The organism is Mesorhizobium sp. M7A.F.Ca.CA.002.05.1.1, assembly GCF_003998335.1.
Lineage (GTDB): Bacteria > Pseudomonadota > Alphaproteobacteria > Rhizobiales > Rhizobiaceae > Mesorhizobium.
This window is the reverse complement of record NZ_RZQI01000066.1, coordinates 1-12,385: the sequence shown is the minus strand read 5'-3', so window position 1 is coordinate 12,385 and position 12,385 is coordinate 1. Positions and strand designations below refer to the sequence as shown.

The 12,385-nt window shown below is 61.2% G+C and carries 11 protein-coding genes; 5 read left to right on the top strand and 6 right to left on the bottom strand.

Annotated features, from left to right (window positions below):
* Window positions 1–358: amidohydrolase family protein (locus EN939_RS05835; RefSeq protein ID WP_164750890.1), on the top strand; the 358-nt coding region annotated here is incomplete at its 5' end.
* A gap of 579 nt (window positions 359–937) precedes the next feature.
* Here EN939_RS05835 and EN939_RS05830 read toward each other — a convergent pair.
* The 6 genes from EN939_RS05830 to EN939_RS05805 all read right to left on the bottom strand — a co-directional run bounded on the left by EN939_RS05830 (window position 938) and on the right by EN939_RS05805 (window position 7,562).
* Complete coding sequence (locus tag EN939_RS05830) at window positions 938–1,774, bottom strand: SDR family NAD(P)-dependent oxidoreductase (protein WP_127267273.1); 837 nt, start codon at window positions 1,772–1,774, stop codon at window positions 938–940.
* 326 nt (window positions 1,775–2,100) lie between these two features.
* Entirely contained in the window at window positions 2,101–3,600 is a 1,500-nt protein-coding gene (locus EN939_RS05825; protein WP_127267272.1) for a tripartite tricarboxylate transporter permease, read from the bottom strand.
* Window positions 3,601–3,626: 26 nt separating this feature from the next.
* The gene (locus EN939_RS05820) at window positions 3,627–4,127 is read right to left on the bottom strand and encodes a tripartite tricarboxylate transporter TctB family protein (protein WP_032899542.1); all 501 of its coding nucleotides are present in this window, start codon (window positions 4,125–4,127) and stop codon (window positions 3,627–3,629) included.
* A gap of 199 nt (window positions 4,128–4,326) precedes the next feature.
* The gene (locus tag EN939_RS05815; RefSeq protein ID WP_164748757.1) at window positions 4,327–5,295 is read right to left on the bottom strand and encodes a Bug family tripartite tricarboxylate transporter substrate binding protein; all 969 of its coding nucleotides are present in this window, start codon (window positions 5,293–5,295) and stop codon (window positions 4,327–4,329) included.
* Window positions 5,296–5,698: 403 nt separating this feature from the next.
* Complete coding sequence (trxB, locus tag EN939_RS05810; protein WP_032899518.1) at window positions 5,699–6,637, bottom strand: thioredoxin-disulfide reductase; 939 nt, start codon at window positions 6,635–6,637, stop codon at window positions 5,699–5,701.
* A 157-nt stretch (window positions 6,638–6,794) separates the two neighbouring features.
* Window positions 6,795–7,562 (bottom strand): glutaredoxin domain-containing protein, encoded by a 768-nt coding sequence (locus EN939_RS05805; RefSeq protein WP_024504884.1) that lies wholly within the window; start codon window positions 7,560–7,562, stop codon window positions 6,795–6,797.
* Window positions 7,563–8,046: 484 nt separating this feature from the next.
* Here EN939_RS05805 and EN939_RS05800 point away from each other — a divergent pair, with 484 nt between their 5' ends.
* The 4 genes from EN939_RS05800 (at window position 8,047) to EN939_RS05785 (ending at window position 12,272) form a co-directional block, all read left to right on the top strand.
* Window positions 8,047–8,793: an SDR family oxidoreductase gene (locus tag EN939_RS05800; RefSeq protein WP_024504883.1), complete on the top strand. Its 747-nt coding sequence runs from the start codon at window positions 8,047–8,049 to the stop codon at window positions 8,791–8,793.
* Between the two features lie 471 nt (window positions 8,794–9,264).
* Entirely contained in the window at window positions 9,265–10,662 is a 1,398-nt protein-coding gene (gene leuC, locus EN939_RS05795) for a 3-isopropylmalate dehydratase large subunit (protein WP_245456763.1), read from the top strand.
* A 2-nt stretch (window positions 10,663–10,664) separates the two neighbouring features.
* The gene (gene leuD, locus EN939_RS05790) at window positions 10,665–11,279 is read left to right on the top strand and encodes a 3-isopropylmalate dehydratase small subunit (protein WP_127267270.1); all 615 of its coding nucleotides are present in this window, start codon (window positions 10,665–10,667) and stop codon (window positions 11,277–11,279) included.
* A gap of 150 nt (window positions 11,280–11,429) precedes the next feature.
* A complete protein-coding gene (locus EN939_RS05785) occupies window positions 11,430–12,272 on the top strand; it encodes a fumarylacetoacetate hydrolase family protein (protein WP_127267269.1) in 843 nt (280 codons plus the stop codon).
* The last annotated feature ends 113 nt before the right edge of the window (window positions 12,273–12,385 follow it).

Genomic DNA, 12,385 nt, shown 5'->3' with positions numbered 1-12,385 from the left:
CCTGAAATGGGTGCGCGCAAGAGGTCCCGAATCGCTGGAGACGATGCGGGCAGCCGGCGTCAAGCTGGCTTACGGCACCGACGTGTTGGGCTCGATGCACAGCTATCAGTCCGAAGAGTTCCTGATCCGCGCGGAGGCGCTGCCGGCGATCGAGGTGATCAAATCGGCAACCCTTACCGCCGCCGAACTCGTCCGTATGGAAGGCAAGGTCGGCACGATCGCGGCAGGCGCCTTTGCCGACCTCCTCGTGGTCGACAAGGATCCCGTGAAGGATCTGTCTGCGCTGGGCAGTCAAGGCCGCTACATGTCCGCCATCATGAAGGATGGTGCATTCGTGAAGAACCAGCTCGCAGCCTAGGCTCACGCTGGGACCAATCACGCCGCCATCCTTTTGCCAGTCTTGAGATGTCCGCTCCGGGGGCGGACCGGCTGTGTCACTTGGATATCGACAAGTCTTCCGCGTTCACGCCTTACATCGTGGAATGCGACGAGGTCCATCCCATCGAAGGCTCTGAGCCCGCGTCCAGCCAACTATCCCAATGCTGAATTCGACCGCCCTGGTGTCCGCGCATGCTGGAGGTCGCGCATTTGAGCGAAGTTTCAGTAACTGCTGAGTGGAGGGACATAGCTCGTTCGAAGAGGCGACGCCAAAGCTTTGAAGGGCTGCCCTATTTGCTGTTGGCGCCGATCGCCATACTTCTGGTTCTGGTGATCGTTTATCCGCTGGTTGAGGCCGTGCGGTCTGCCATGACGGACGCATCTTTTGCCCAACTGGGCACGCGCCCGCTTCAGCGGTTTTCAGAACTTCATCAAGCCGGTCAACGACCCGACCTTCCCTCGAGGAGAGCTGCCTTGCCGGAAAGAGGCAAATCCCTTGTCTGGCTGGTTGTTCCCCTCCCGCCACGCTGTACATGGGAGGTTAGTCCATGGAGGACATTCACCCCTTCTTCGGCGCCAACGCTGCGAGCGGAGTGGCTAGCTCCGGCCAGGCCGCGGTCCGGTGGGTCTGAAGCTGCGGGTCGCTGGTCGTATTGTCCCAATCGACCGCGAGGAAGCGTTTGCCGGTTATTTTGTCGCCCTCGCTGGTCAAGAGCGCCAGAATCATCGGAGCCATCATCTCGGGGCGGATAAGCGTCTCGCGATCAAGGCCATCCCTATCGGGAACCATGGCCGTGTCTACCGGCCCGCCCGGCAACACGACGTTGACGGTGATGCCTGATTCATCGAGTTCGCGCGACAGCATCATCGACCATGCTTCGAGAGCCGCCTTTGACGGTCCGTAGGGGGAAAAGCCCGGCCGCATCATGGTCAAGTAGCTCGTGCTGACGTTAATGATGCGGCCCCATTTCTGCGGACGCAGGCGCGGAACGACCTGGCGCGACATGTTGAACGTGCCGCAGACATTGGTCAGCATGAATTTTTTCCACAGTTCTTCGCTGACGTCTTCGATCTGCAAGGGGAGAGTCTCGTAACGTGGGTGCACGGCGTTCATGCCGAGCGCGGCATTGTTGATGAGGACATGCAATCCACCGAAATGCTCTGCAGCAGCATCCACGCCCCGTTTGCAATTCGCCGGATCAGTGATGTCGACCTGCAAGGCAAGGAACTTGTCTTTCCCAACGCGCTGCTCAACCCGGCTCACACCATCCAGATTGATATCCATGCCAGCAACACGCACCCCTTCCTTGACAAGCGCTTCAGCAATGGCAAGGCCGATACCTGCACCGGCCCCCGTTATGATCGCAACCTTCCCCTTGAAATCCGAATACGGCATAAATCCTCCCAATTGCGTGGCTTAGTCCGTCGATCGGGAACGTTCCGATGACAACGGGCCAACTAGTCGCCCAGGAGGCGACGCAGTTCTGATAATGATACGACGGCGTTAGCCCCAGTCGCGATTGGGAAGTGATGCATCGTCTCGGACGATGCCACCAGCGCTCATCCTTGGCCACGGCGTCACTTGCCAATCGCGTCGGTCGACCGTCCGCAATTCGGATAGCTCCCATGCAACTCTGTCAAGACCTGCGCGACACCATTTTTGGAAGGACTCAATCGCTGGCTGAGATGCCTGACGCGCCGGTTTTTCCCTCCTACCCGAAGTCACTCCTGAAACGCTTCCTCGCGCTTCGAGCGTATGCTGGGCAACAGCACCAGGACCAACAGTATCGCGGCCAGAACGATCAGCATGAGGCTGCCGGGCCGGGTGAGGAACACGGTCGGGTCGCCACGGGAAAGCACCATTGCCCGCCGCAGGTTCTCCTCCAGCATCGGTCCCAGCACGAAGCCGAGCAGCAGCGGCGCTGGTTCGAAGTCGAGCTTGATCAGGATGTAGCCGACGAGGCCGAACAGGGCCATTGTGTAGATGCTGAACGAGTCGTTGTAGACGCTGTAAGCGCCGATGCAGCAAATCGCAACGATCGCCGGAGCGAGGTAGTGGTACGGCACCATCAGCATCCGCACCCATATGCCAATCAGAGGCAGGTTAAGCAGGACCAGCATCAGATTGCCGACCCACATCGAGGCGATCAGACCCCAGAACAGGGCCGGCTGCTCAGTGGCGACATTCGGGCCAGGTGTAATGCCCTGGATAACCAACGCGCCGATCATCATCGCCATTACCGGGTTGGAGGGGATGCCGAGCGTCAGCATCGGGATGAATGAGGTCTGCGCGCCGGCATTGTTGGCGCTTTCTGGCGCCGCGACCCCTTGAATAGCGCCCTTGCCGAACTGCGACCGGTTTTTCGAGACACGGCTCTCGACCGCATAGGCCGCGAACGATGCCAGGACTGCGCCACCGCCGGGCAAGATCCCAAGCACGGTGCCGATGCCAGTCCCTCGCAAGACCGGGGCTATGACGCTCTTGAGCTCCGCAGCCGTCAACATGAGTTTGCTCACCTTGCGAACAATTACGTTGCGCTTCTGCTCATGCTCGATGTTGAAGATGATCTCGTTGATACCGAATACGCCCATGCTGAGCGCGACGAAATCGAGCCCGTCGGCCAAGCTCGGTATGCCGAACGTGTATCGCAGCGTGCCGCTCTCGACATCGGTCCCGACCAGGCCAAGCAGCAGGCCCAGCACGATCATCGCGAACGCCTTGAGCAGCGAACCTGACGCAAGCGTAACTGATGCAACGAGGCCGAGCACCATCAGGGAGAAATACTCTGCCGGGCCGAACTTCAGCGCAAAGCCGGCCAGCACCGGAGCGAACAGCGCCAGGATGAGCGTTGCGACCGTTCCGGCGAAGAACGAACCCAGTGCCGCCACCGCCAACGCCTGACCCGCCCTGCCCTGCTTGGCCATCTCGTAGCCGTCAATCGCGGTCACGATCGAGCCGGCTTCGCCCGGCAGGTTGATCAGGATGGCGGTGGTGGAGCTTCCGTATTGCGCACCGTAGTAGATGCCGGCCAGCATTATCATCGCCGTGTCGGGCGACAGGCTGAAGGTCAGCGGCAGAAGCATGGCAATTGTTGCCACCGGCCCGAGACCCGGCAAGACCCCGACAGCTGTGCCTAGCAGGCAGCCGATGAAGCAGTACAGCAGGTTCCACGGGTTCAGTGCCGTCTGGAAACCAAGCTCAAGATTGGAAAAGAAGTCCATGAAAAATGTTCTTCAGCTGGTGATTTTCACGGGCTGGGGGAAGCCGAAGGCCACCAGTAACCGAAAGATAGCCATTGCCCGATGATCGGGATGGGCAATCCGAGCGCATAGACGAAAAGGAAGGCGCAGACGAGAGACAGCACGAGGGCTAGCGTGATGGAGGGGATCCACTTCGTGTAGCTGCTGGCCATGGTCGTCGCCAGAATGCAGAGCGCCAGCGAGATGAACAGGCCGAGCCCTTTGAGGGTTAGGGCGAAGACCATGATCGAGCCCAGGACGAGGACAAGCGCACGCCAAGGGATCGTCAGCGCCTCGCCTGCCCCGCTTTTTGAACGCAATGCGTTAACGATGATGGCAAGCCCCAGAACGACCATCAGCAGGCTCAGAACGATCGGAAAGTAGCCCGGCCCCATTCGCGAAGCGCTGCCGACCGTCAACCCGCGACCGAAGTAAAGGAACGCTGCACCGGTGGCGAGCACCAGCGTCCCACTGATCACGTCTCTCGGCTTTTCAAGTTGAGATGGCATCGTGAGGACCCGGTGCATAAATCATAGGCCGAAGCAGCAGGAGCCATGGTAGGTCAGAACCTGCCTGGTTCGGGGTGCTTGATGCCGCTTGGCGATATGGGGCGATTGGCGGATTTCGCATCGAAAATTCCAATCCGCGCGCAACGTTCATGCCAGACTTAGGGCGGCCCAAAACGAATGAGCCGCCCGCGACGAACCGTCAATCGGTAATCCGGATGTTCTGCTTTTCGGCGATGGTCTTGAACGTGTCGAGTTGCTTGACCACGAAATCCTTGAACTCAGCGCCGGCAAGCGGCGACGTATACAGGCCAGAGTCAGCCAGACGCTTTGCCACTTCCGGCTTGACCAAGGCGTCGGCGACGGCCTTGCTCAGCTTGTCGGTGACCTCCTTAGGCATGTTCGCGGGACCCATGAGGGCGAACCAGCCCGTGACGGTGGCGTCGCCGAGGCCGGCTTCGGCCAAAGTCGGCACATCCGGCACTACCGGTACGCGCTCGGGAGAGGTCACGGCCAGCAGCTTGATGGTGCCAGTGTTGAGATGGGCGGAGATGTCCTTCACCGTGCCGAACATGCCGTCGATCTGGCCTCCGACGAGGTCGGTCACAGCACCGGCAGCACCTTTGTAGGCGACGTGGGTGATGTCGATGCCTGCCGCCAGGGCCATACGCACACCCTCAATGTGCAGCGAACCGCCAACACCCGAAGAGCCGTAGTTGAACTTGCCGGGATTGGCCTTCGCGTATTCGACGAAATCTTTCATGGCGTTGAGCGGCAGCTTCGTGCTGACAGCGAACACCAGTGGAAACTCGACGACCCGGGAAATGAAGGTCAGGTCGTCCGGGATCTTGTAGGCCACGTCCGGCTTGACGGCCGGCAATATCGCAATCGCGTCGTTGTTGCCAAACAGAAGCGTATAGCCATCTGGATCCGCGCGCTTGACGGCATCAACGGCGATCGCCGAAGAGGCGCCGGGGCGGTTATTGACGATCACCGGCTGTCCGAGGCTGGTCGACAGTGACTCGGCGAGGACGCGGGCGGCGAAGTCGGTTGCGCCACCGGGGAGGTAGCCGACGATTACTTCGATCGGCTTGTTCGGATAGTCATCAGCCGCCTTGGCGCAGTTGGCGCCAGCGAGCGACAGCAGTACCAGCGACAGCGCTGCCAGCATGGCATGGGCTGATTTTTTGTAGGATCCAATCATTCTTCTCTCCCTTTTTATTGCTTCTTCGAGGCTTCCATCCCGCAGCGAGACTTTGCTAGCGTCACGTCCCAAAGGAACCGTAGACAGCGCACCCGAATTCCTGCCGCCAACTAAAAGCCCATCACCGTTCCTCTTGGCCTCCCGCGGCACTTCGCGACGGCATGGCCGACGGCGCAGTACGGCGACCTTATAAAAAGAAACGGCGCAAAAAGGTGAGTCGTAGATTCTTATGCCGGCATCGCACACTGCGAGGATAAGGCTTCTGCTCGGAGCCAGGTGCCGCGGTATGCTTTACCGATAGACGGCGGAGCGGAGAGAATATGGCAAAGCATGGTAGAGCGAGCCAGGCCCGGTTGCGCAGCCGCAAGCATTACGAATGAGGGTGAGCGAGGAACCGTTCCGCCTCGATGGCGGCCATGCAGCCGAGGCCGGCAGCGGTTACCGCCTGCCGATAGACATCGTCGCTTACATCGCCTGCCGCAAAGACGCCCGGAACGCTGGTGCGCGTCGATCCAGGCTCAACCCAGATGTAGCCACCGGGCTTCTGTCGGAGCTGGTCGCCAAAGACCCGGACGGACGGGCTGTGGCCGATCGCGACGAACAGCCCGTCGGCAGGCAGGTTCTGCACGGCACCCGTTCTGGCATGCCTGAGGCGAATGCCTTCGACGGAGAGCGCCGGTTCTTCGTTGCCCAGAACTTCATCCACTACATGCTCCCAGACGACCTCGATTTTCGTGTCGTTGAACAGTCGTTGCTGCAGGATTTTCTCCGCTCGCAAACTGGCACCACGGTGCACGAGCGTGACCTTAGACGCATATTTGCTGAGGAATAGCGCTTCCTCGGCCGCGGTGTTGCCCCCGCCAACCACCACGACGTGCTTGCGGATGAAGAATATGCCGTCGCATGTAGCGCAAGCGGAGACACCGAAGCCGCGGAAACGCTCTTCCGAAGGCAGGCCAAGCCACCTGGCCTGGGCGCCGGTCGCGATGATGAGCGCCTCGGTCTCGTAGCGCTTGCCGGACGACGTGATTACCCTGAACGGCCGCTCGCTGAGATCGGCGGTTTCGACATGGTCAGTGACGATAGTCGCCCCGCAGTGTTCCGCCTGTTTCTGCATCTGCTCCATGAGCCATGGGCCCTGGACGATGTCGGGGAATCCCGGATAGTTCTCGACATCCGTGGTTACCGTCAGCTGTCCACCAGGTTGCGGCCCACAGATCAGCACGGGATTGCACAGCGCGCGTGCCGCATAGATGGCGGCGGTGTAGCCCGCCGGCCCCGACCCGATAATGATGACCCGTGTGCTCATTCGTTCGCCCAAGATTGCTGGTGGGTTTGCCCGGCTCGACGGTATTGCCCGCCCGCCTCGGTTATCCGCTGCCTCGCGCCCGCTCCGAAAAGCAGCGGTCCGACGTAGCCATCAGCTGGCATGGCGGGAGAGGCCGTCGTTGGCAACCGGGGCGGCGCTATTCCCAGAGGGCGACCGGCATCGGCAGACCGTCATAGAGTTTCGCGTCGACAGTCTTGGAGAGAGGAATATCAAAGCCTTCGAGTACCGCCTGCAACTGGCGCGTATGCTGCGCCGAGTGCCAGGTCTGGCGCTCAAGTACCTCCCAGCCCGAACGCACGCCATAATAAGTCCGGACGGTCCATAGGCAGGCGCGGTCCTGCAAGCCATCCCACCAGCCCGTCAGGGTCGCGATCGATGCGTCGGCAAAAGCAAGGATGTCGGCATTGTTCTTCATGTCATCAGGCGCGGGAAGATTGACGTAGTGCGCCCAATCCTCGAATTCTCCCGCGACGTTGCGGACGAATACGTCAGGTATCTGGAAAATGTGATAGGCAAGGCCAAGGACCGTTCGCTCCAGGCGGTTCGGAATGGGATGGTGGCCGAGCTTGTCCACCGGAATCTCCACGATCAGTGATCTCGCTACCGCGAGAAATTCCTGCCAGCGCCGATGGAGCTCTTCAGGCGGCAGTCGCTCGACGCCGTCTCGCTTCCTGCCGACGAACTCGGCGACCTGGTCGAGCGACTGGGCGAAGGTGAACTTCTCGCCGCGCGATACGACAGGCAAAGACTTCGCGCCGAGCTTGGCGAGGTCGGCTGCGCCTTGCTCGTTCTCGAGCAGGTTCACGGATTCGAACGGCACGCCGAGACTGGTCAGGAACTCCTTCGTCTTGACGCAGGCCGAGCATCCAGGCACCCAGAAAACCCTGATCGGATCGGTGTACATGTATAAATCTCCTGCTCTTGAACCGAGAATCTTGAAATCCTTCGATTTGCGTGCGGCGCGGCGGACCACGCGACCCCAGTCGGGATCAGCCGGCAAACTGTAGCGTCCCCGGATTGTCTAAAGCGTCGTGGGCAGCAACTGAAGACGCCATTCGGGAAGGGGGGCATCGTGATCGGCGATGTGCCGGGCCGCGGCATCGTCGGGCACGATGCTTTCCTTCCCGTTTGCGACTTTCGATCATGGAAGCCTGCTTTTAAGAGAGGCCGAGACTGGCGCCACGTCCGCGTCGGCGCTCTCGTCTGAACCATGAAGGGGCAAAGAGAGCATTCAATGCCGAGCAGCCGGTCAAACGCTATCAGAGCGGGGCATGCTCCATTTGGCCCGGGGGTGTGCCGGCGAAGATGAGCTGGGCTCCTACCACCCGCCGCCTCCCGTAGGTTCTCACCACCAGACGGATGCGGGCGCCAACATTGAGGGATTGTGAATGCGACTTGCGGGAAAGACTGCGCTGATTACCGGCGGAACGAGCGGCATCGGGCTTGCTGCGGCGCGGACATTCGTCCGCGAAGGCGCGCGTGTGGCGCTCTGCGCACGCGACGGCAAGAAAGCCCAGGCGCTGGCAGCCGAGCTGGGTCCGGGTAGTGTCGGCGTCCACATGGACGTCTCCGACCTGGACTCCATCGCGGCTGGTGCGGTGCTTGCCTCGGAAGCGCTCGGAGGCATCGACATCGTCTTCGCCAATGCCGGCATCACCGTGTTCAAGCCGTTCGCCGACTGGACCGGCGAGGATTTCGATAAGCTTTTTGCTGTCAACACCAAGGGCCAGTTCTTCACGGTCCAAAAGGCAGCACCCTTCATGCGCGATTGCGGCGTGGTGATCCTGACGGGGTCGATCGCCGCCAAGACCGGTCAGCCCAATATGGCACTGTACGCGGCTTCGAAGGCTCCGGCCTTGGCCCTAGCCAAGGCGATTTCGGCAGACCTCTTGTCGCGCCGCATCCGTGTCTTCTGCCTGTCGCCAGGACCAACCAAGACCGCCGTGTTCACCAGCGAAGGACCGTTCGCCAACGGCGCCGAAAAGGCGCTGGCGACCGTTCAGGCACGCGTGCCGATCGGCCGCGCCGCCGATCCATCCGAGCAGGCGGAAGTGGCGCTTTTCCTCGCCTCCGACGCCTCGTCCTTCATGCTGGGCACCGAGATCGTCGTTGACGGGGGCAAGAGTCAGCTTTGAGATGACCGCTCGGCGGGCCTGTCCCTTGAAAGATATGCGGCATTGTTAGGAGCCAGCTAACTGCACTGGCTTCCAAGCCCCAGGGGCCCCCCGTGTTGCTTGAAGAGAAGTAGTTTGGACGGTCTGTTCGGATCGACGCCCGTTGCCGGGAGTCGGGTTGGATGCGCCCGTGGACGAGCGTCGGGAGGGGAAGCTGTCCACCCGACACGCCTTGGCCAGAATCGATGGTGAGCCGATCAACTCGGTGCGACAATCGCCAGTCATCGCGCGTTGCGATGACACCCTTCCCAACAAAGACTCCTTGGGGCGGACGTCACTACGTTAGAAAATGGCCCCGAACGTATCGGCGGGCGCCATGCTACTCACCGGCTGCGGCTGAGCATCACCGCCTTTGGTTGCTTGCTTCGTTTGATCTGCTTCCTATGGGAGAAAAATATGATGAGCTTAGGCCGGCCTCGCGCGGCTCTCACCATGCTGGACAAGATCTGGTCGCAGCACAGCATCCTCGACCGCGCGGACGGTGAGACGCTGCTCTATGTCGACCGGCATCTCATCCACGACGGTTATCAGCCAGCATTCGAGTTCCTGCGGGCGCGCGGCTTGCGCCCGAGAGCTCCTCATCAAATTTTCGGCACGCCCGACCACTACGTGCCGACTGACGTGCGTCAGGTTGCGCGCATTCCCAGCGCCGAGCGCCGCGGCATGGTCGAGTCGCTGATGGAGAACGCCAAGGAGCTCGGCTTCACCGTGTTTGAACTTGCCGACAGCCGGCAGGGCATCGTGCATGTCATCGGCCCCGAGCAGGGTATCAGCCAGCCGGGCATGACCATCGTTTGCGCCGACAGTCATACCTCGACGCACGGCGCGCTGGGCGCTCTGGCGTTCGGCGTCGGCATGACGCAGGCAACGCAGGTGTTGGCCACCCAAACGCTATGGCAGCGCAAACCGAAATCCATGCGGATTTCCGTCGAGGGCGAACTGGGCTTCGGCGTAAGCGCCAAGGACGTCATTCTCGCCATTATCCGTAAGATCGGCGCCGCTGGCGCGGTCGGCTATGTCATCGAATATGCCGGCTCCGCCATCCGTGATCTGACCATGGAAGGCCGCTTGACTGTCTGCAATATGTCGATCGAGGCCGGCGCGCGCGCCGGCATGATCGCGCCAGACCAGGTGACGTTCGACTATGTGAAGGGCCGGCCCTATTCGCCCTCGGGAGAAGCCTGGGACAAGGCGGTCGAGCGCTGGTCGCAGCTCGGCTCGGATCCCGACGCCGTGTTCGACAGGGAAGTCACACTCGACGCGGCCGAGATCGCGCCGATGGTAACCTGGGGCACGAGCCTTGAGGACGTCGCTCCAATCGACGCGCTAGTGCCAGACCCGGATCGCGCCAACACCGCCGAGCGCCGCGAAGCCATGTCGAAGGCGCTTACATATATGGGACTCGAACCCGGCACGTTGCTGGCTGAAATCCCGGTCGACCGGGTATTCATCGGCTCGTGCACCAATGGCCGGATCGAGGACTTGAGATCCGCCGCGGCGGTCGTCAAAGGCCGGACGGTCCATCCGAGAGTCGAAGCTTGGATCGTGCCTGGGTCTGGCCTGGTCAAGGCTCAGGCGGAGGCTGAGGGGCTGGACAGCATCTTCCTCCACGCCGGTTTCGAGTGGCGCGAGGCGGGCTGTTCGCTTTGCCTGGGAACCAATGGCGAGACCGTGGCTTCCGGCAAGCGCTGCGCCTCGACCTCAAATCGTAATTTCGTCGGCCGACAGGGTCGCGGCGCACGTACCCACTTGATGAGCCCGACCATGGCGGCCGCAGCCGCTATCACCGGCCACCTCACCGACGTTCGCCAGTTTCAGCGAGGAGAATGACCATGGAACCGTTCAAGTCGGTCACGGCGACCGCCGTTCCCTTTCCTGGCGTCAATGTCGATACCGACCAGATCCTGCCGGCGCGCTTCCTTTCGAAACCCCGCGCCGAGGGCTTTTCCCAATATCTCTTCCACGATCTGCGCTTCGACGACGGCGGCAAGGAGCGGGAAAATTTTGTACTCAACACGCCACCCTATCGCCACGGCGAGATCTTGGTTGGCGAAGATAATTTCGGTTGCGGCTCGTCGCGCGAAAATGCCGTCTGGGCGGTTGCGGATTATGGTTTCCGGGTTGTCGTCGCGCCGAGCTTTGGCGACATCTTCTTCTCCAACAGCTTGAAGAACGGTCTGCTGCCAGTGGTACTGAAACGCGACGCAATCAGCAGCATCATGATCCAGCTCAAGGAACAACAGGGGGCGACCATTGAGGTCGATCTCGCCGCACAGACTCTGACCGCCCCGAACGGAGCGGTCCATTCCTTCGAGATAGATGAGTTCTCCAAGCACTGCTTGCTAAACGGCATCGACGAACTCGACTACACGCTGTCACAGAAGGACCAAATCGATGCCTTCGAGAAGCGCCACGCGGCCGAGCAGGGCTGGACCGTTCCGGACTGATAAGCGCGAATGCCTTCATCGCCCAAATGGCAGGTTTGGCGTAGCAAGGAACTTGTTGTCTATCGGCCGCGACCTTCCGGCTTTTGCGGCCGCCACGACTGCCGACTACGTCTTTAGAACGTGAAGTCATGTCGAGGAGTGACCCCTAAAATGAAGTTGTTGCATTATGGCCCGTTGGGCCAGGAAAAGCCCGGAATGCTCGATAAGGACGGCCGCATCCGCGACCTATCTGGCAAGGTGGCCAACATTGCCGGTAGTACGTTGCTTCCGGAAAGTCTTGACGCACTACGCGCCATCGACCCGATGACCTTGCCCTTGATCGAAGGCAACCCGCGCCTCGGTGCCTGCGTTGCCGGCACCGGCAAGTTCATCTGCATCGGCCTGAATTATTCCGACCACGCCGCAGAGACGGGCGCGACGGTGCCGCCGGAGCCGATCATCTTCATGAAGGCCACGTCGGCCATTGTCGGCCCCAACGATCCGGTCGAAATCCCGCGTGGATCACTCAAGACCGACTGGGAAGTCGAGCTCGGCGTCGTCATCGGCAAGACGGCAAAATACGTGTCGGAGGCCGAGGCGATGGACTATGTCGCGGGCTATTGCGTCATCAATGACGTTTCCGAGCGCGCCTTCCAGGCTGAACGTCAGGGCCAGTGGACCAAGGGCAAGTCCTGCGATACGTTCGGACCGACCGGCCCGTGGCTGGTGACGGCCGACGAGATCGACGACCCGCAGAACCTCAAGATGCATCTCGAGGTCAACGGGCGCAAATTCCAGGACGGCTCGACCAAAACGATGATTTACGGCGTCCGCTATCTGGTGTCCTACCTGTCGCAGTTCATGAGCCTGCTGCCGGGAGACATCATCTCCACCGGCACCCCTCCTGGCGTCGGCCTAGGCCAGAAACCGAACATCTTCCTCAAGGCAGGCGACGTCGTTACGCTCGGCATCGAGGGCCTCGGCATGCAGCGTCAGGAGTTCTACCAAGGCTGACAGGGGCACACGCCCTGCACAGCGGCAACGGTTCGGGAAACTCGGCTACGACAACGTCGCGGTGCGCGCGGGCGACGCACCATGGGCTGGCCGGACGCCGCGCCCTTCGACGC